Annotated in this window: 25 protein-coding genes and 1 riboswitch; of the genes, 24 read left to right on the top strand and 1 reads right to left on the bottom strand. The window is 34.0% G+C overall.

Translation table 11 applies throughout. The features are described from left to right. Positions 1–119: 119 nt before the first annotated feature. The 23 genes from ACLMCG_RS14295 (at position 120) to ACLMCG_RS14185 (ending at position 17,171) form a co-directional block, all read left to right on the top strand. Entirely contained in the window at positions 120–662 is a 543-nt protein-coding gene (locus ACLMCG_RS14295) for a hypothetical protein (RefSeq protein ID WP_413960143.1), read from the top strand. A 24-nt stretch (positions 663–686) separates the two neighbouring features. Further along, positions 687–1,136 carry a hypothetical protein gene (locus ACLMCG_RS14290; protein ID WP_413960144.1) on the top strand — a complete coding sequence of 150 codons (450 nt, stop codon included), beginning with the start codon at positions 687–689 and terminating at the stop codon, positions 1,134–1,136. A 246-nt stretch (positions 1,137–1,382) separates the two neighbouring features. Then, positions 1,383–1,889 (top strand): hypothetical protein, encoded by a 507-nt coding sequence (locus ACLMCG_RS14285; RefSeq protein ID WP_413960145.1) that lies wholly within the window; start codon positions 1,383–1,385, stop codon positions 1,887–1,889. A 25-nt stretch (positions 1,890–1,914) separates the two neighbouring features. After that, the gene (locus ACLMCG_RS14280; RefSeq protein WP_413960146.1) at positions 1,915–3,087 is read left to right on the top strand and encodes a kelch repeat-containing protein; all 1,173 of its coding nucleotides are present in this window, start codon (positions 1,915–1,917) and stop codon (positions 3,085–3,087) included. A 125-nt stretch (positions 3,088–3,212) separates the two neighbouring features. Beyond that, positions 3,213–3,590 carry a hypothetical protein gene (locus ACLMCG_RS14275; protein ID WP_413960147.1) on the top strand — a complete coding sequence of 126 codons (378 nt, stop codon included), beginning with the start codon at positions 3,213–3,215 and terminating at the stop codon, positions 3,588–3,590. A 93-nt stretch (positions 3,591–3,683) separates the two neighbouring features. Continuing rightward, entirely contained in the window at positions 3,684–4,259 is a 576-nt protein-coding gene (locus tag ACLMCG_RS14270) for a hypothetical protein (protein ID WP_413960148.1), read from the top strand. A 183-nt stretch (positions 4,260–4,442) separates the two neighbouring features. After that, complete coding sequence (locus ACLMCG_RS14265; RefSeq protein WP_413960149.1) at positions 4,443–4,988, top strand: hypothetical protein; 546 nt, start codon at positions 4,443–4,445, stop codon at positions 4,986–4,988. A 7-nt stretch (positions 4,989–4,995) separates the two neighbouring features. Next, the gene (locus ACLMCG_RS14260) at positions 4,996–5,655 is read left to right on the top strand and encodes a DUF2461 domain-containing protein (RefSeq protein WP_413960150.1); all 660 of its coding nucleotides are present in this window, start codon (positions 4,996–4,998) and stop codon (positions 5,653–5,655) included. A 200-nt stretch (positions 5,656–5,855) separates the two neighbouring features. Next, the gene (locus ACLMCG_RS14255; protein WP_413960151.1) at positions 5,856–6,644 is read left to right on the top strand and encodes a hypothetical protein; all 789 of its coding nucleotides are present in this window, start codon (positions 5,856–5,858) and stop codon (positions 6,642–6,644) included. Positions 6,645–6,839: 195 nt separating this feature from the next. Then, positions 6,840–7,172, top strand: a complete 333-nt coding sequence (locus ACLMCG_RS14250) for a PadR family transcriptional regulator (protein ID WP_309872916.1) — start codon at positions 6,840–6,842, stop codon at positions 7,170–7,172. Position 7,173: 1 nt separating this feature from the next. Then, on the top strand, positions 7,174–7,788 hold the full coding sequence (locus tag ACLMCG_RS14245; RefSeq protein ID WP_413960152.1) for a hypothetical protein: 615 nt from the start codon (positions 7,174–7,176) through the stop codon (positions 7,786–7,788). Between the two features lie 157 nt (positions 7,789–7,945). Next, positions 7,946–8,143, top strand: coding sequence for a hypothetical protein (locus ACLMCG_RS14240; RefSeq protein ID WP_413960153.1), 198 nt, complete (start codon positions 7,946–7,948; stop codon positions 8,141–8,143). Between the two features lie 47 nt (positions 8,144–8,190). Beyond that, positions 8,191–8,730 carry a dihydrofolate reductase family protein gene (locus ACLMCG_RS14235; protein WP_223599764.1) on the top strand — a complete coding sequence of 180 codons (540 nt, stop codon included), beginning with the start codon at positions 8,191–8,193 and terminating at the stop codon, positions 8,728–8,730. A gap of 18 nt (positions 8,731–8,748) precedes the next feature. Continuing rightward, complete coding sequence (locus tag ACLMCG_RS14230; RefSeq protein ID WP_413960154.1) at positions 8,749–9,123, top strand: VOC family protein; 375 nt, start codon at positions 8,749–8,751, stop codon at positions 9,121–9,123. Positions 9,124–9,142: 19 nt separating this feature from the next. Continuing rightward, complete coding sequence (locus ACLMCG_RS14225) at positions 9,143–9,664, top strand: hypothetical protein (protein ID WP_413960155.1); 522 nt, start codon at positions 9,143–9,145, stop codon at positions 9,662–9,664. After that, positions 9,642–10,178, top strand: coding sequence for a hypothetical protein (locus ACLMCG_RS14220; RefSeq protein ID WP_413960156.1), 537 nt, complete (start codon positions 9,642–9,644; stop codon positions 10,176–10,178). Before ACLMCG_RS14225 ends, ACLMCG_RS14220 begins: the two co-directional genes overlap by 23 nt. 73 nt (positions 10,179–10,251) lie before the next feature. Next, a complete protein-coding gene (locus ACLMCG_RS14215) occupies positions 10,252–11,862 on the top strand; it encodes a serine hydrolase (protein WP_413960157.1) in 1,611 nt (536 codons plus the stop codon). 133 nt (positions 11,863–11,995) lie between these two features. Next, on the top strand, positions 11,996–12,379 hold the full coding sequence (locus ACLMCG_RS14210; protein ID WP_413960158.1) for a 5-carboxymethyl-2-hydroxymuconate Delta-isomerase: 384 nt from the start codon (positions 11,996–11,998) through the stop codon (positions 12,377–12,379). 32 nt (positions 12,380–12,411) lie between these two features. Continuing rightward, entirely contained in the window at positions 12,412–12,915 is a 504-nt protein-coding gene (locus ACLMCG_RS14205) for a DinB family protein (RefSeq protein WP_223599757.1), read from the top strand. 471 nt (positions 12,916–13,386) lie between these two features. Then, positions 13,387–14,631, top strand: a complete 1,245-nt coding sequence (locus tag ACLMCG_RS14200) for a hypothetical protein (protein ID WP_413960159.1) — start codon at positions 13,387–13,389, stop codon at positions 14,629–14,631. A 41-nt stretch (positions 14,632–14,672) separates the two neighbouring features. Further along, complete coding sequence (locus ACLMCG_RS14195; protein ID WP_413960160.1) at positions 14,673–15,026, top strand: DUF2200 domain-containing protein; 354 nt, start codon at positions 14,673–14,675, stop codon at positions 15,024–15,026. Between the two features lie 145 nt (positions 15,027–15,171). Beyond that, a riboswitch (FMN riboswitch) is annotated at positions 15,172–15,297 on the top strand. 92 nt (positions 15,298–15,389) lie between these two features. Then, positions 15,390–16,037 (top strand): 3,4-dihydroxy-2-butanone-4-phosphate synthase, encoded by a 648-nt coding sequence (ribB, locus tag ACLMCG_RS14190; protein ID WP_413960161.1) that lies wholly within the window; start codon positions 15,390–15,392, stop codon positions 16,035–16,037. 135 nt (positions 16,038–16,172) lie between these two features. Next, the gene (locus ACLMCG_RS14185; RefSeq protein WP_413960162.1) at positions 16,173–17,171 is read left to right on the top strand and encodes a T9SS type A sorting domain-containing protein; all 999 of its coding nucleotides are present in this window, start codon (positions 16,173–16,175) and stop codon (positions 17,169–17,171) included. A gap of 63 nt (positions 17,172–17,234) precedes the next feature. On the opposite strand, the gene ACLMCG_RS14180 is transcribed toward ACLMCG_RS14185, so the two are convergent. After that, entirely contained in the window at positions 17,235–19,319 is a 2,085-nt protein-coding gene (locus tag ACLMCG_RS14180) for a TonB-dependent receptor domain-containing protein (RefSeq protein ID WP_413960163.1), read from the bottom strand. Positions 19,320–19,484: 165 nt separating this feature from the next. Here ACLMCG_RS14180 and ACLMCG_RS14175 point away from each other — a divergent pair, with 165 nt between their 5' ends. Then, positions 19,485–20,237, top strand: coding sequence for a DUF3575 domain-containing protein (locus ACLMCG_RS14175; RefSeq protein WP_413960164.1), 753 nt, complete (start codon positions 19,485–19,487; stop codon positions 20,235–20,237). Positions 20,238–20,284: the final 47 nt, after the last annotated feature.

The following is a 20,284-nucleotide window of genomic DNA, read 5'->3' as shown; positions in this document are numbered from 1 at the left end:
GATAGCAAAGAAGGAAGAATAAAAATGGCTCAAACAACATTATCAGCATAGTATATAATTTATATTGGTACAATATGTAAATTTGGGCCTTACTAAACACTCAACATACTGTTATCAAAATGAAATTAAACATTAAACTTTTTTCCATCTTTATTCTTTTTCTGGTTTCAAGTTCTTCTTTTGCACAAAAGAAGACACCTTTTCAGATCAATGGAGAGTTATTTGAGGTTCCCGGAAAATGGGAATATAAAAACCAACTGAAACAATCCGGACAATTTCACTTAAGTAATAGAGACGAAAAAATAAGTTTGCTGATTTCAGTAAGAAAACCTGAAAAATTTGAGTTTTATAAAGAAGGTTTAACCGAAAAAGAATTGCTGAATGCATTTTACAAATGGGAATATGATTACTGGGCCTCTTCAACCGGAGTGAAAGCTGAAGTTTCCGAAGTAAAGCGAAACGAAGAAAAAAATTATATCATCTGGAAAATTATCCTAAAAGATAAATCTCAGGATGTTAGTAAGGACAAGACTTCCTATTTACTATATGCCGTTAGAAACAACAATTTGATCTCATTCAATTTAACAAATAATATCGATAAGAAGACACCATTAACTGAAGCAGAATCAGTGGAGCTTCTTGAACAAACGTATTTGAAATAAAAACAAAACTAATAACCTCCCTTCATGAAACTCTATACTTTAATCGTAGGAATATTCTTACTGTTTTTCAGTTGTACAAAAAAAGACCAATACCGCGCCGGCCAGGAATGGAATTACAAAACCCGCCCTACGGAAAAAAGCTCCATTCTTAAAATCTTAAAAATTGAAGAATATCCTGAAACCGGAAAAGTGATTCATATTTCCGTCAGTGGTTTGAAGATTAAAGATACCAGTAGTACCACAGGCATTGCAGACAAATTCACACATATTCCCATATCAGAAGAAGCTTTGGACAAAAGTGTCACCACTCTGAAAAATGAGACCGGTAAAAAACCGGATTCCCTTGAAATGGACGGATATTCTTACTGGAAAAGAGAATTCGATAAAGGAGATGCCGGGATATTTACCATTCCCGTTTCTGAGATTATAAGCTCCATGGAAAAATCTATTGTTGCAGGGGATTATACGAAATAAATACACCTACAATAACCTCTCATCACAAAACCTTCTGGCTGGGAAATAAAATTTAGGAAAGTTCAATTACATAAATAATGAAATATTTATCAATTATTATTTTTTATAAATGGTAATGCACAAAAAATGGATACTTCAGCTTTGTAAAGTCTTCCGGCTTTACACTGGTAAAATAATTTTAGTCCTTTAAAATGATCTCACTTTAATATTTTAACTTAGCAAAATTCAATTGAGTAAAAACATAACATGGTAAAATCAAAAATAAATTTTGAATCATTTTTAATTATTCATTTCTTAACCTTCATCCTATCTCTGGTTTTTTCACTTATTATTTACTCTAATTTGAAAGGACTAATAAGTGCCTTTAATATAATGATCATATTAAAAACAACTTTTCTATTAGGTGTTTTATTTTTTATATGGACTTTCTTTTATAAAATTCATACGAAGATTATAATCACTAAAGAAGATATTACATTTCAAAAAATATTTAACTCTAAAAAATACAATTTCAACGATCTAGAATATTTCTTTGAAAAGCAGGAACTTGCAAAGCATAGGAAATATAACGCATTGTTTCTTGTGAAGGAAAACAAAATTATTGAAAGAATTTCAAGTTTTGACTATTCAAATTATGAAGAATTAAAAAGCAAAATTAAAATATCTGAATCCATAAATAAAGAAGTATATTTTTATGATTTAATAAAAGTATTGATAGGATTGAATCCTAAAGTTAGAACAAAGAACCATTAAAAACAAACACTAAATCTTATTACCATTGAAAACAAAATTATTATTCCTTTCATTTCTGGCCTCATTACTCACCCAGGCACAAACGCTTAATTTTAAAAATCTCGCCAATATGTCTGCAGGCAGAGGCGCCATAACTAGTGTAATCGTGGATGATAATATATATGTAAGTAATGGGTATCAGGAAAGCAGCGGTAATGCAAACTATATTGAAAAATATAATATTACTGACAACAAATGGAGTGTTTTCAATTCTTCTCTGCTTTCCAAAAAATTTGCTAACTCGGAGACTTACAATAATAAAATTTACATTTTTAACGGTTGGGGAAACAGCCATCTTGAAATTTTAGATCTTGAAACCAATAAAATAACGAAGGGAGCAGTTAATCGTTCCTACACAGGAAATGCAGGTTCTGCCATCCATAACGGCAAAATATATGTGTTTGGTGGCAGCGGACTAAACGGTGCTGCAACCACTAAATTTTCTAATAGGTTCCAATATTATGATATTGCTTCAGATACATGGCATCCGTTACCCGATATGCCTACAGCCAGAGAAACAAGGGGCAAAATTGTGAATGATAAGCTGTATGTCATTGGTGGTTTCAACGGTACTTCATCCCGACTGATCAATGTTTACGACCTCAACACTGATCGCTGGACCGATCAGTTTACGATGCCCGCCGGTATATCCGGACATTCATTAGCGGTATCCGGTAATAAGATTTTTATTGCAGGAGGGTATAATAATCAGACTTTCCTGGCCTATTTCGATACTGCAACCAATAAGTTCCATCAGTTATCATCCAATATGATTCCCAGAAGACATGCTACCGCGGAAGTATACAATGATAAGCTATATATCATCGGTGGAAGTACAACGTCTGTAATCAAATCAGCTATTAAAAGCATACAGGTAGCAGATATCAGCGAAAACGTACTCGCAAATACAACCAATGAGAACCGAGTATTGGAAACAAAAGTCTATACCAATGCATCCAAAGATGGTTTTATCATCAGCAATAAAAACAACAGCAATCAGTTTGAATACACAGTTTACTCCACAGATGGAAAGCAGATCAGTAAAGGTTTTGCCTATTATAATAAAACGATAGATCTATCCAGAGTACGACCTGGGAACTACATTTTTAGTTTTAAAAATGAGAAAGGGGTTCTGCAGCAGATTAAAATTTTCAGATAATAATAAGTGTATTAAAAAAATAGCTTACAACCATATATTAAAAACCCACAATGATTAAAATGAATTTAAATTTTAGCAGTACTAAAATTGAGGAGGCAGTCAGACAAAACTCAAAGAGAAGTTCTATGATATTAGATTTAGCCAATACTGCTTCATTGGCGAGTGATGGAAAATTATTCTATGGCAGGGAGTTTAAAAACAGAATTGAAGTGACAAGAATAAAAACACCTTTCTTAACAATCCTTCCCATACTAATCATTGTTTTTAAAAAGAATAATCTTCAGAATCCCAGATTGAGATTAAGCTTTTTTGGATATATCTGGTTCTCAATTCTTACGCTAATATTTTTATTGACTATCATTAAAAAAATTATTGATACTGATTTTCAAGGGGATCTTGGATTGGTTATATTTTCTGTACTATTTTTTTACTCACTATTTGCGATAGAACTTTACTTCACAAAAAAGGTTTTTGAGAGACTAAAACTAAGAATCAGAGAATAGATTTTCATCATTACTTTACTGGACAAAAGTTACAACGGTAATTTATTTTAAATTTCTGATGCTATTAAAGCTATTTTGAAAAGGAAATATTGAATGTATTTAAAGCAAATCGAAAACAAAGGAATCAAAACAGATCAATTTTACGTTCCCCCATTTACACTCAATGAAGGGGAAATTATTATTATAAATCTTTTCAACGGACCACGCTTTCATGAAACGGAAATGTTTCTTAAAGATCTATTTTGTGGTAAGGTACCCCATGAAAATATTATCATCCACAAAAAAATGACTTTTGTTGAACATTTCAGAGAATCAAAGTTTAGAGATATTTTTTATCCTATGACCGTGGGAGAATATTTAAGGAAGAATGCAAATCCTGCTAATCCTTATTCCGAAAAAATTTATGAGACGGAATGGATCAATAAAAAAATAAAAATCAATACACTTACAGGCAGCCCGAGAAATCTCTTATCATTGTATACTACCCTTTCAAATACAAATAATATTATTTTTGACTTAGTTGGACTAGGACCCGATGGAGCCCAAGAAAATTACAAAATTGTAAAAGAAGTCGTGAAAAATGGAGGTTCGGCAATTTTACTCGATGGATATGATGAAATGAAAAACGATTGTACAAAATACATTGAACTGCAATGGGCACAAGAATAAGTCACTTAATAAAAACAGCTAATCAAAAATAGGAAAGCATCACAAAGAAGATACTAATGACAAAAATTCCATTTCCCAAACCACATCATTTTCCTTCCTCCATTTTTTATCCCTTCAACTTTCCGCTATATTTGTTTCAATAACGGTCTGATCAATGATGACGGCATAAAAACCAAACAAAATATGGCAACAAAAGAAGAATTCTGGGATAGAAAAAAGAAGCTAAATGATGACTTTTTCGTAATGGGCTCTGTGGCAAATCCGGCAACCGAAGAACAGATTACACAGTATGAGGAAAGCACAGGTTTTATATTCAGTGAAGATATTAAAGACTTTCTGACCACATTTGGTTCCTTGATTTTTGAGGTTAAAGAAGAGATATGGGCACGACCACAGGAGTTTGACGTTCTTCCTGCGTGGAAATTCGGATATGGCTTTTTTGTATATGGTCTTTCTCAGGATGCAGAGATGCCTTCATGGATGGGTTTTGAGGAAAAGCACGATGAAGCTCTTGAATATCGGGAAAAACCTTTGGGACAGTTATTTTTCAAACGCAGTGGAAATCTGTACAGGGCTTATACCGATAACGGAATCATAAAAATTGAGTACGACAAATATGACGATGAAGATTACGATGTATTTGACGGAAATATATATGACTTCTTAATTAAAGAGATTGACAAATTAGAAGAAGACTATAAAGAATATATCAACGAAGAAAAATCCTGATCTGAATATGAAAAAAGCATTTGAATTTCTCACTCATTTAAAAGAAAATAACAATCGGGAATGGTTTGCCAAACACAAATCTGAATACGAAGCCATTACAAAAGAAAACAAAGTTTTTTTTAATCAGATTTATAATGAACTTCAGGAGTATGATAATCTGAAAGGAATCCATATTTTCAGAATTTATAAAGACGTTCGTTTTTCAAAAGATCAAACGCCGTACAAAACCAATTTCGGAGCTGGATATTCCCGTTCAAAACCAATGTTGAGAGGTGGATATTATATTCAGCTGGAACCCGGCAACAGTTTTGTGGGAGGCGGATTCTGGGGTCCTGAAGCCAAAGATCTACTCCGTATCCGTAAAGAATTTGAAATCAGCAGTACAGAAATCGAAAAGATTACTTCAGATAAAACCTTCACTAAATATTTTGGTGAACTAAAAGGAGATTCTGTAAAAACAGCTCCGCGAGGTTTTGATAAAAATCATCCGGCTATAGATTTAATCAGGAAGAAACAATTCCTGGTGATGCGGAAATTTACTGATAAGGAAGCATTGTCAGATAACTTTCAGAAAGAAGCACTTCTCACCTTATTGGCAATGCGTCCCTTTTTCGATTATATGAGTGAAGTACTTACTACTGATTTGAATGGGGAGCCTTTAATTTAAATGGAGAATCAACAGTTATCAAAAAAATAAAGAACTGAAAACAAGTTCATCAAAAACCATTCTAAAAACCAGAATGGTTTTTTATATAATCTACCACAAAAGGGTTATTGACAGGTACACTTATGCTTGGTAATTTTGATTAGTGAATGTTTGAAGCAAAACATTTATAGAAAAATTGACTAACCATAAAAACTTGTACTATGTTATCAAATACCGGAACCGTTTCATTCTATCTGTACCTTTTCTTTATTGTGATAGGTTTGCTCTCTATTTTTATAGTGTATTATCTGATAAAAAAAGGAACTCTAGACCCTGATAAGCTTGAAAACTTTTTAGTTTACTTTAAATGGGTGATTATAACTCTTGCAATCAGTACTGTCACTTTAATTGTAACCGATCTCTTTAAAGAGAGGGACCAGGATATTAAAGAACTTGAATATTTTGATAAGTACGTAAATGATGTTAAAAACGAAGACCGTCCACTGGTAAGGCTTCAGCTTGCCAAATATCTTTCAATAGTAGCTCCAAGCGGTGAAATGAAAAAATCCTGGACCAATTATTATGACACCATTAAAAAGGAATATGATGACTATGTAGAAGCAAGTAGTAATTTAAAACAGGACACTCTCAAAGGTAACTTAACTCCCAAACAAATAAAACAAATTGATGAAAACAAAAGAAAAGTAGAATTATTTGAAACCCCTTTATCAAGCAACAATGCAGAATGGTTTATTATCGCAGCAGGTAACAATGATATAGGCGGGGCCAATATCAACCTTGACAAAGCTATTAAGATCAATCACAATTCAACTATTATAAAAAAAGGTGGTTCATACAGGACGGTTCTGATGGGATATTTTTCAAAAACTGAAGCAGAATCACAGTTAGAAAAGGTCAGAAATGAAGTTAATCCCATGTCATATATTGTCAGAAAAGCTACCTGGTGCAATACAATTGAAAGAGGTGATGACTGTTTGATCTGTAAATAACAAATGTTCAGATAAATTTCCATACCGTTCTGTTTTTCAGAACGGTTTTTATTTTCCCACAGCCTAATGACCCGCAGCAATATTTAAACATAATCAACTAATTATCAATCAATTATAAATTATTTATATTTTTACAAAAAAATACATTGTTATACTATGTATTTTGTTTTATATTTGGGATATGAATTTTGCGATATGAATAAAGAATTTCTTGAAAAATGGCAATCACAAGTTAAAAAGGGAACACTGTCATTTATTGTTCTGCTTGTACTAAAAGAAAATGAACTGTATGGTTATGAACTTATTGAAAAAGTAAAGACATTAACCAATATTGAAATTGCTGAAGGAACTCTTTATCCTTTGATGAATAGATTAAAAACAGATACTCTGTTAGAGTCGAAATGGGTTGAGCAGGAAACCGGTATTCCAAGAAAATACTACTTTCTTACCGAAATCGGAAAAAAAACTCTTGAAGAAATGAAAACACAATGGATTGATTTACAAAACATAATGAACAAATTAATATAAAATGGAATTCAAAAAAATACAATTTAAAAATACTGATGCTCAAAAAATTTATGAGAATTATGTAAAACAAATACAGTCAGTAACTAAAAAGCTTAACAAAGAAGACCAGAATGATATTCTGATGGAATTAAATAGCCATATTTATGAAAGTATATCGAAAACAAACGATGAAAACGATGAAGTAAAAAGTCTTATTAATACGCTTGATAAAATTGGGATTCCAAGTGAGATTCTAAAACCACTGATTGCAGAAAAAAAACTGGAGCAGGCAACAAAAACTTTTAACCCTATTCATATTTTTCAGGCTTTGATTCTAAATTTTTCCTCCGGAATCATCTATATCATGTTCTTCCTTCTCTATTTATTTCTTTTCTCATTTGTCTTTCTCATTTTTGGAAAGCTTTTTTATCCTGAAAACATTGGTTTATATTATAAAAAAGGAGAAATATTTCAATATGGTGGCTTCGTAATGGACCGGGATATTCAACAATATGAAGTGCTTGGAAATTGGTTTATTCCGGTTGCAGTTTTACTTGGAATATTATTTTATTTCTTGATAACTTTCTTACTGAAATTAAAAAAATCACTAAAAAAAAATAATAAAATAGTCTTGTAAAAACTGTACCTTTTTATATATTAACAGTACAATTTATTGAAAATAAAACAGTTAATATATAGATTAGAAATGACTAACCATGAAAAATATACCGTTCCGCTTTTTCGCTTCTCTTATATTGCTTGGTTGTTCCAAAAATTCACAAAAAACAAAATCAATGGATTTTCGCAGCTTTAGCTTTCAGGCTCCTAAAGATTGGAACCAATTGAAACTGGACGACTATGATAGTAATGCCGGACCTTATTCAAATCCATTAGATGAAACTTCAGCTGTAATTATTGGCGGAAAAGATTTGATGGAACTTCTCAAAGTAAACCTTAAATTTGACACTACAGAATTTGTTATCATTCTGTGAAGAATAGAAAGCAATATATTTGTTCTGAAAATCACTAATAAATAAAAATGAAAAAAGTAATATTAGACCTGGCCACTACTTTAGATGGATTTATTGAAGGCCCCAATGGAGAAACAGATTGGTGTATCATGGATGATGATATGGATTTTGATGGATTTCTGGCAGGTATAGACACTATTTTCTACGGAAGAGTAAGCTATGATGCATGGGGAAATTATCAGCCGGAAGAAAATGCAGGTCCAGAAGAACAAAAACTCTGGAAAGCCGTTCATTCAAAAAATAAATTTGTGTTTTCCAGTCAAAACAGAGAAGATGAAAATGCCGTTTTTATCAGTTCTGACATTGTGGAAAAAGTTTCAGAAATAAAAAATCAGGACGGAAAAGATATCTGGCTATATGGAGGAGCGAGCCTTATCAAAACATTCATTCAGCACAATCTTATTGATACCTACAGAATATCTGTTCATCCGATTGCTTTAGGAAAAGGGAAACCTCTTTTTGAAGATTTAAAGGAAAGATTAAATCTAAAACTAGTCAAAACCAATGTTTTCAGATCAGGAGTAGTGCAACTTATTTACGAGGCTTAGCCTTAAAACAGTCAAGACATGAATGCTCAGCTTGGAACTATTATTCTCTATGTACAAAATGTGCAGCTGCTAAGGAACTTTTATGTGGAACATTTTAATCTGAAAGTGATTGAGGAAGATCCAATCTGGGTTTTGCTTGATGCCGGAGGTGTTCATATCGGACTCCATAAAATCGGAGATCAATATCTTGAAAACATTGAAGCGGGATATCTCTTCGACAACAATACCAAACTCGTTTTTGAAATTGACATTGACATAGAATCTGCAAGAAATGAACTGGTCTCAAAAAATATTCAGATGAGAGAGATCAAAACTTTTGAAAACTACCCTTTCTGGCTCTGTGACGGAACCGATCCTGAAGGAAATGTTTTTCAGCTAAAGAGCAAAAAATAAAACTACCCCATCTGCAACCATGAAAAAAATAATTGCGGCCACTTGTCTTGTCTTAATCCTGACCCTTTATAACTATCCTATTTTTGACGATAAAAAAATTACATTTGCTGTTATTTTTCTGTGTTTTGTTGTGATCATATTTTCGGTAGCAAAACTTTATTCTCCTGTTGAAAAAGAGGATTATGATTCAGTTGAAAAAGAAATGGACAAGCTGCATAATGATGACGGAATCTTTCAATATACAGACGACGGGTTTTACTTTAAACAAAAAAATATAACAGAGTTTATACAATGGGATGAAATTATTTCAATATATTCTTTCCGTATTCCCTCTCCATTCAGTGAAAGAAAACAATCCGGGCTGGAAATTATTACCGATAGAAAAAGCTATGAATTCGATTATAGTGTAACATCTGGAATCGTAAAGCTTACCGATCAACTTTACAACTATCTTCCGGACTGGGAAGAAGATTCACTTATGGAGATAAATAATTTCGGTCTTGAAAAAACAAAGTTGTATGAAAGAAAACCTCCACAGTAATCAATCAGACATACCAACGATTATTGAAATAAAAAACAAAACCAATTGGCTAATTGCCTTTATCACAAGTATTGGCTTAATTTTCTTGTCTTTGATGGGATTTATCATCATCATTCTTGGGCTCCTGCAGTATGATGATTTTTTTGCACTCACCAGTTTATCTTCTATAACTGCAATTATAATCTGCCTTTTTATTTTCTTTCTCTATATCTGGTTGTGGAATAATTTTGGAAAAACAGTTCTTACCATTGATCCCGAAACTTTGACCATAGAATATAAAAACAAATTATTCACAAGTCCCAAAACCTATCTGAAAAAAGAAACAGACCATTTTGAAACAAAAGATTTTAAAATAGAAAGACATCAATTGGGAGTCCGCTACCATTTTTCAATAAGTGGTTCAACCTATTCCGTTATTCTCATACAAAAAGAAACCGAAACAAGAATTGTAGACTGGCTCACAAAAGATAAAGCAGATGAAATTGCAGGTGAATTAAAAAGAATTTGGTATTAAATACAGATAACCAAAATAGTTCATTGGCCATGTAATATTATCACACTTAAAAGTGTCTTATTTAAAAAAATCAATGAAGTCTATTTTAACCTGCATTATAATATTGCTTGCAGCCAGTCCACTTTTTTCTCAGAAATCAGAAAAACTGGAACAATTATTCTCCACATATGAAAAAGCCGGTTTGTTCAGCGGTTCTGTTCTCATTGCCGAAAGAGGAAAAGTTATTTTTGAAAAAAGTTACGGTTATAGAAATGCCCCTAAAAAACTTAAAAACACCAATAACAGCCTTTATCGTGTTTTCTCTACCACAAAAATGTTCACTGCAACCGTTCTTTTTCAGTTAGAAGAGCAGGGAAAATTATCTTTGAATGACAAACTTTCAAAATATTATCCTGACTTTCCGAAAGGAGACAGCATCACTATAGCCAATCTGCTTTCGCATACATCAGGAATTCCCAATGACACAAACTCTGAGTATACTATAGATGAAGAAACATTTTTAAAGTATATTTCCGCAAAACCATTGAATTTTTCACCTGGTAAAGATTGGGATTACTCCAATTCAGGATATTATATTCTCGGCTATATCATTAAAAAAGTGACAGGTCTGAATTATGATACAGTGATAGAAAATAATATACTAAAGCCATTGAAAATGAATCACAGTGGATTCAACTTCAATAACGTTACAGATGAAAATAAAGCGTTGGGGTATGAGTTTTTATCCGATAATAGGTCAAACGAAGCATTACGTTTCAAAACCGATCATCCTTTTGGTGCAGGAGCCATGTATTCTACCGTTGAAGATCTTTTTAAGTTCAATGAAGCACTAAAGAATTATACCATCCTGAAAAAAGAAACTATAGATAAAGCTTTTACTCCTTATCTTAAAGATCATTATGGATTAGGTTTTCAGATTTCGACTGTTTTTGACAAAAAAAGGATAGGCCATGATGGCGGTGGGCCTGGCTACAGAAGCAGGTATTACAGAATTCTGGAGGACGATATTTGTGTGATTGTCATTTCAAATTCAGAGCTTTCACACACAGATTTTATTTTTCCTCTGGTAGAAAAAATTCTGTACAATAAACCTTATACTATTCCAACAATTGCAAAAGTAAGTACAGAGGATTTAAAAAAACTGGAAGGGGTTTATTCCACTGAAAATTCAAACTTTTATATAAACAGTGCTGATGGGAAACTAATTTTTAAAGAAGGCAGTTATCCTAGAAATGCCTTGCTGCCATTAAGCAAAACATCATTTCAACTGGATGAAAAGTTTTCCTGTACTTTTAAACCTGATCAAAACGGGAAAATAGATAGTGTTGTCATTCATTTTTGGGATGGAACAGTGAAAACAGCAAAGAGAAATACCAATAATCCTACATGGGGAATTATCGGAAATGCTACTCCTAACGGCTGGGATGGAAAAGATATTCCACTGCAGACAAATCCTGAAACCCCTAATATTTATTTTCTTAAAAACTATAAACTGAATAAAGGCAATTTAAAATTCAGATTTAATAGCGACTGGGGATACAGCCTCGGGTTGAATAATGACAATAAAAGCATCGCCTTTGATGCCTATGATTTTCCAATCAATGAAGAAGGTGCTTATGATATTGTTCTCGATATGACCAATACTGTAAAACCACAGTTCAGCATCAAAAAAACAGTTCAATAAAAATCGGCATTTACATAGTAAAAAATACATATTTTTCAACCGCTCTAAAAATAGGGCGGTTTTTATTTTAAATATCCATTGATATTTTTTATTATTTTTATCTCACACAAAATCAAACCGCAAAATATAATCTATGCCTCATTTTATTATAGATTGTTCACAGGATATTCTTCAGTTGAGAACGCCCGAAGAATTAATGGATGCCGTTTATGAAACAGCTGACGCAACAGGTCTGTTTGCTCCCAATGATATCAAAGTGAGGCTTCAGCCTTATCAGTATTACAGATTAGGAACAGGCAAAAAAAATTTTCTGCATGTCTTCGGATATATTATGGAAGGCCGTACTACTGAACAAAAAGCACATCTTTCCAGGCAGATCAGCACCAGACTTTCTGAATTACTCACTGATGTTTCATTTCTTTCTGTAAATATCAACGATTTTGAAGCCGCAACATACAGCAACAAAGCACTCATTAATCCCGAAAATATAGATAAAGACCGGCATTTCGGATTATAATTTTCTTATTACACCAACTAAATACTAATATTATGAGCTTAAAAGCATTAGTCAACAAAAGCGTACAGTACAACAATTGGGTAGTCAACAAATATATTGACTGGTTATCCACAAAGTCTGACGAACAACTGAATCAGGAAACAATTTCAAGTTTTCCGACTATCCTAAAAACCTTACACCATATCTGGCAGACCCAGGAATACTGGTGGAGCCACATTTCTGAAAAAAATGATTTTGATTTTACTAAAACTACAGAAACCACAGACAAAGAAGATGTTTTCAATGCAATTAAAAACAATTCACAAAAGCTGGTAGATTATGTGGAGAGTCTCTCTGAAGATGACCTTACAAAAAATGTAAAAATAGAATCTCAATGGTTTCAGTGTGATTTTTCAAAATATGAATACATTCAGCATGCCATTCTCCACGGGACTTATCACAGAGGGCAAATCGTAACGATGGGACGAAATATCGGAATAACGGATGCTCCTATGACGGATTTCAACTTCTGGAATATTTATAAGGATAAGCAATAATACCATCCATTTTGTGGATAAGTCTGACATGAAACTTCAAAAGAGTAAAGAACTATTTCAAAAATAATTGATTTTAAAATAGTTACGTGAATAAAATCGGTTATCCACACTTTTAAATATTTGTGGATAACTTTTCAACATCCTAATTACAGCTGTGGATAAAGTATGGATAAGTTTTTTATCCAGGAAAACAAACAACCTAACATTTTGAAAATAAATGATTTAAATTAATATTAATTTTTTTAAAAATTTCAGAAATAAAAAATCATGTGGATAAGTTCTGTGGATAACTTATCCACATTTTTTGATCTTATTGTTCGCAGGCATTATTTTAGTACCAGAAGCTATCCACAAAACGAATTTCTCCAATAACCAGAATTGTTTTATCAAACCTGATTATTAGATTTTTTGTAAGTTAGTTGGTAAGGAATATAACCTCATTTTTCAATAAAATTTTAACATAAAAATTCAATGTACAACACTACAATCCAAAAAGAATGGTTCTCAGAAGGAGAACGCTATGCAAAAGACATCAATGAAATGGTTGAGTTTGGTGAAAAAAACGGCTGGGAAAACTGGAAAGGTGAAGAACCTGAAGATAAAAGAGCCAATATAGCCCGCGAAGTTTTTGAACTGCTTAAAGCCGCCAATAAAAACGGAGATACAGAAAATTTCAGAGAACATTTCCCGCCTGCTCATGCACCTATCATTCCTTTAATGGAAAATAAAGCTCAGAATATTGAGCATATGCACTTTATTTCTGAGGAAAGAATTGTTTTCCTGACGGGCACATCATATGAAAAAAGACAGGCTTATCTCCTTGATAAAGATACCGTCACGCCACTTGATGAAAATATTCGAGCCATCGGGAAATCCAAACGGGAAAACATTTTCGCCATTGCATATTCTCATAAAATATCTTTATACAAAGGCTGGAATGGAGACCTCATCAATGAATTTGAACTGGATGAAAATCCAGATTTTGGGATTACGGATTTATACCCTTTCAATGATGGAAGCAAAGTTGTGATTGTTTCCTCAGACGGAATTTTCCTGGTTTCAAATACTGAAAAAAAGCTCATCCATCCCATCAATGAAGACAATGAAGAAGACTGGAGCTCTCAGATTGATATGGAAAATGCAGCACTTTCCAACGACAATTCTTATATCGTAGTAGGAGATCAGTGCTATGATCACAGAATACTGGATCATGAGGGTAATACTTTAGGATCTATAGGACCTCAATCATCTTATCCACATTTTTGTCTTTTTGCAAAAGATGACAGCCAGCTGATTACAAATTCCTGCCACTTTTACAACGGAATTACCATCGGAATCAATTCCGATCAATATGTAGGAGCTGATATTGAAGCATATACAGAAAGTGAAGACTTTACTTTCATTGATGAAGAAATGAGAGTATACGAAGGAGTTGCCATAAAAGATTATTATATTCTGGGAGACGCTTACGGCTATATCAAAGCTTTTGATAAGAATGGAAATCAGCTTTGGAGATACTTTCTCGGTTCTACCATTACAGGAATAGCATTTTCTGATGATGAAGAAACCCTTTGGGTAGCAGCACACTCAGGTATTTTACACAAATTAAAACTAGAAAAAGGACACAGAGATACCCACACCATCGGCAATGGGAAACATTATGAAGAGTTCAGACTGCTGATCTGGAAAGATGAGCCTCAGATCTGGAAATGGTAATAAAAACCTCCATCTAAATATTAATTAATAAAAATAAAGTCATGCAGAATACCAAAATTTTCACAACGGCTTTTGCCAGTGTGTATCCACATTATATTCAAAAAGCAGAAAAAAAGGGACGTACAAAATCAGAGGTTCATGAAATCATCTGCTGGCTGACAGGTTATGATGAAAAGGGCTTACAGGAACAGATTGATAAAAGAAACGATTTTATTACTTTTTTTGATCAGGCTCCTCAAATGAATCCTAATACTTCATTGATTAAAGGGGTAATTTGTGGATATCGCGTAGAAGAAATTGAGGATAAACTCATGCGAAATATCCGCTATATGGATAAACTCATTGATGAGCTGGCGAAGGGAAAGAAGATGGAGAAAATCTTGAGAACAGTCTAAAAAATAAATACATCTTGTATGGTATTATAAATCTTACAAATCTCTTCTCCATTTCAAAAAACTTCCCGAAATTAGCGGTCTGTGCGTTAAATACTATTCAATGAAATAAAAATTTAAATTACAACATACAGCAAAACTTAGTATAAGTTTTCTTCGGGGCAGGGTGAAATTCCCTACCGGCGGTTACAGTCCGCGACTCCTTTCTTTTGAAGGGACTGATCTGGTGAAATTCCGGAACCGACAGTTAAAGTCTGGATGGGAGAAGAAAATGAGATGACCAATAAGATTCCTTATGGACTCTTGTTGCGTTGTATTTCATTTCCATGTACCGAAGACTATTTTAACTTTTAAAAGTAAAATAACATGGAAAAATTATTAGAACAATTCGGAGCAAACTCCAAAGAACGTGTAGAAAAAGCACTTTCAACTTTACAACAGGGAAGAGGTATTCTATTGGTAGATGATGAAAACCGCGAAAACGAGGGTGATATCATCTTTCCCGCCTCCACTATTACAGAACAGGACATGGCACTTCTGATCCGCGAGTGCAGCGGTATTGTGTGCTTATGTATTTCTGAGGAAAAAAGCCGCCACCTCAACCTTCGTCCGATGGTGGAAAACAACAATTCAAAAAATCAAACTGCATTTACCATTTCCATTGAGGCCAGAGAAGGTGTGGAATCAGGAGTTTCAGCAAAAGACCGTGTGACAACGATCAAAACCGCTGTAGCATCCAATGCTCAGGCAGAGCACATTGCAAGTCCGGGTCATGTTTTCCCCCTAATTGCCAGAAAAGATGGCGTCTTTGAAAGACGCGGTCATACCGAAGGTAGTGTAGACCTTGTAAAAATGGCTAACCTGGGCGACGATGCCGTACTTTGTGAACTCACAAATGAAGACGGTTCCATGGCTAGACTTCCTGAAATTGTAGACTTTGCCATCAAAAAAGGGATGAGTGTCGTGACGATTGAAGATATTTATGCTTACCGTAAAATGGTGAAAAGCAACTAGACTTAAAAATTTTTAACGCACAGAGTCGCCTGCTGATATGATCAGCAGGCGTTTTTATTGAAAATTTAATAATAAAACAATAAAATTAACATTTGAATACTATTTTTTAATTATTTTTAACAAAAAATTCTGACTATGAAAAAATCTTTACTCCTTTTATTAGGAGCATCTGCCATGATGTCTGCGCAGATCACGCTTACAAAAGCAGCCAATGATCCTATTTCCGGAAATGCTATCAATTACAATAACGCAACCGGTACCGTAAACAACTCCGCAACAGGACCTAACGCAACATTTTCAAATGGAGGACTTACAATGGGAGCCGCGTCACAAACAACCTATTCAACTCCTTCTTCTACTGAAATAGCAACTTTCCCGGGTTCTACTCTTAAAATGGTAGACGGAGCAACAACCGTTTATTACAAAGCTTCAGCTTCCAAACTGGAAATTACAGGAATTGTAAATACACAGGCAACTTTAAACTTTAGTGTGGATAACGGTACTCATATTAATTATCCAACAACGTACGGACCAACACAGACTGATACCGCCAAAGGTACTTTTTCCTCATCTTCTGCCAGCGGGTTATTCAGTGGTACAATGACTGCCATTTCTGATGCATATGGAACTTTAATTATAGGTAATCAGACCTACAGTAATGTTCTGAGAGTAAAATTCACACAGAGTTTTAATCTGTATTCATCTCTGGATGTTACTTATTCTAACCCTATCGGAACAATAACCAATACAGCATATTCTTATTACGATGCTTCTCACAGATATGCCCTGCTAAATTCTACAAACGGAAATATCAGCATTCCATTGTTGAGCATCAACCAGAATGTAAAAACTACATTTGCATTAAGTGAAACATTCCTGGCCGTAAACAATGCAGTAAAAAAAGAAAACTTAGTGGTTTATCCTAATCCTGCACAGGATTTTATCGGTTTCAAAGGAAATACGGATAATTATTCCAAAGCCAACATCTATAGTCTGGATGGAAAACTGGTTAAAACTTCAGATGTAAAATCAGGAAACATACAGATCTCAGATCTTCCTCCTGCATCTTATTTCATTCAGATCAGCGGGAAAAATGCTGCAGATACAAAGAACACGAAATTCATCAAGAAATAATAAAAACAAAATCCCCGCTCCTACAAATGAGCGGGGATTTCTTATTAACATTCAAATTTGCCTTTAAAAAGTAGCTGCAGGAGCTGTTTCATTATTAAGTTTTCGGTGAATTTCGGTCTTTTTCCCTTTGGAGAAATCATAGCTCAATCCTAATACAAACATGGATTTATTGTTCATAATCTGGGTATGAACTTTATAGTCTACTAAGCTTTCAGGTAAACTTTTCGTTTTATATTCCGAAGGCATTCCTATCCAGTACATTCCTGTGGAAAACGTCCAGTTCTTATGTTTATAGCTTATAAAAATATTATTCTGATTTTCATTTGTATTGAGGAAAGCTCCATTAAGGGTATACACCGGAATATTGAACTGATACTGGAGTGAGAAAGATTTATATTCTGAGGAAAGTGAAAAGTAATTTCCCAGATAATCATTCTTAATCAAAGCCCCTGTACTGGTTCTTACCGTTTCAGAAGTAGGCGTAATCACAGCTTTTATTACAAGTAGGCTATTCCCGAAGGGTTTATAAGACCCTGTAAGCTGCACTCCGTACCGTTGTCCATTTTTTCCGTTTTCATAAGTCAGCGCATAGCCTCCCAATACGTCATCCTGCACATAATACTGATTGATCACCCTATTGGTATACCGATAAAATAAACCTGCATTGAAATCAAAATATTTATTATTAAAAGAATACGTCAGGTTGTTAGAAAAAACCTGTTGAGATTTTAAAAAAGGGTTTCCTCTCTGGACAATATTTGGCGCCAACTGCACCACATTACTACTCAAAGCATTACTCCATGGACTTACCGGATTATAGCTTGCTGTAAATCGAAGATTCTGATTATTTTTAAGTTGATAAGCTAAAATAACCTTCGGGGTGAAAGTCCATTCATCAAAAGTATTCTCTGCACTTTTGTTGTGGATATTCGTAAGACCAGCTCCGAGGCGGTAACTGAATTGATTTACCTTTCCCGCAAACTCGGTATAAAAATACTGTTCCAGATAAGTAACACTATATTGAGAATATCCGGCAAGGTTATTCAGATCATTGGAAATAGAAGACCTTGAAATACGATATCCGGATGAAAGTTTTCCAGCTTTAAAATCATGAGTATGGGCAAGCTCCCCTACCAGACTCGTTTGCTTTGCTTTCAGAACCATATCATTATCATATACCGAAAGTCCTGAGCCTACAATCCATTCACTGGCAGTTTCTGATGTATTGGTGGTGTAATGAGATCCTACAACATTAATACTCAACTCATCTTTTTCGCCAATCTTTTTGGAATAATAAAGATCCAGCTTAGGAATCACATAATCCGAACCGTTATTTTTAAACATTGCATGTTCTTCCTTCAGATTATCTTCACTAAAGACACTCTGCCCAACTCCTTTTGAAAGCCTGCTGAAAATATCCATATTCAGTTTGGCCTGAAAAGCATAATCGTCAGGAACAAGTCTTGTATAACGCAAAGCAACATTCTGAAAAGTATACCCGAAATGATCTTTCCTGTTTTCATCAGAACGATACCGCTTTCCGTTCAGCTGATAATCATAGATGCTGTTTACTCTTCGGTCATCATAATCCCTTACATTCAGGGAATATTCAAGTCCGAAATTATTTTTTCCTTTAGTATAATTAGCATAAGCAGAACCATTCACAAATCCGGTATTTAAGGCCGTAGACACATCAGCCCCGAAAACATATCCTGTTTCTGTAGATCTTGTCAGGATATTAACTACAGTATCAGCTCTTGTTGCCCATCTTGCAGGCGGAATATCATAATACTCTACCTTTACCACTTCACTTGGAGCTACACTACGGATCTGCATATCTGTAGCTTCAATCCCATTGATCAAAAAGAGCGTAGTTCCGCCCTTAGTACTGGTAATTGTATTGGCTACCGGATCCAGTTGTAACTCTGGAAGCGTACGAAGGAGGTCTTTTGCATAACGTGCCCTTTCCAACGCTTCTTTATCAAAAGTATAAACTGCTTTATCCGCAAACTGTTTTTTACGTTGTGATTTTAAAATAACTTCCTGAATCTCTTTTGTTGCTGCAACATCGGCTGTATCATTTTTCTTTTCCTGAGCAAAAGCAAACGCTCCGCAAAGAAAGAATATGGTATAAATAGTTTTTTTCATGTCAAAAGACGAATTATACTATTAGGACAATCAATCCCTGATGTATATTACATTGATGATCGTTAATATTAAAGATTTATCAATAATTTCACTTTAAATCTTATTATTATGTTAAATACAGCCCGTTTTTTGCTGGTATTATTTAGCATCACAAAATATAAAGTCATGAAAAAAGTATTCATATTACTTCCGTGCTTTCTTTTTTCAGTATCGGAAGCTCAGGAAATTCAAAACAGTTCGGCAGAAAAGATGAATATCATCAAGACTAATGTCACAGCTTATGCTTTCAGAAATATTAATCTTTCTTATGAGCGGGCCATCAACCAATGGTTTTCAGTAAATATCGGGTTCGGAACAATGCCGGAAGGAAAAGTACCATTCATCAATGCATTTCTGAAAGATGAAGATGAAAAAAGATTTCAGAATCTTAGGGTAAAAGCCACCAATTTTACCATAGAACCAAGGTTTTATATTGGTAAAGGCTATGGAAAAGGATTTTATTTTGCGCCTTACTATCGGCATTCAAGTGTTACTTCCAATACTTTTGATTTTTATTATGATTATAATGGCCCCAATGGAGTTACCTATCAAATTCCGCTTAAAGGACTGGGAGACACCAATGGAAACAGCGGAGGCCTGATGGTCGGCGTACAATTTTTCCTTACCCGAAGTCAGAATTTTGTCCTCGATTTCTGGATTGCGGGTGCACACTATGGAAGCGGAAAAGGTGATTTTATGATGACTTCAGATTATATATTGACTCCTGATATGCAGGCTCAGCTTAAAAAAGAAATTGAAAACCTTGACATTCCATTTGTGAAATATACTGTAGAAACCAATGCCAATGGAGCCAAAATAAAAGTGGATGGTCCGTGGGCAGGATTCAGAAGCGGGCTTTCTATTGGATACAGATTTTAAAAAGCACACAGCTTATACCTGTAAATCGTTCTTTTTCAGAGCGATTT

It is taken from the genome of Chryseobacterium sp. S90 (genome assembly GCF_047444895.1).
In the GTDB taxonomy this organism is placed as follows: domain Bacteria; phylum Bacteroidota; class Bacteroidia; order Flavobacteriales; family Weeksellaceae; genus Chryseobacterium.
Note: the sequence above shows the minus strand (reverse complement) of the source record. Positions and strands in the feature narration are given on the sequence as shown.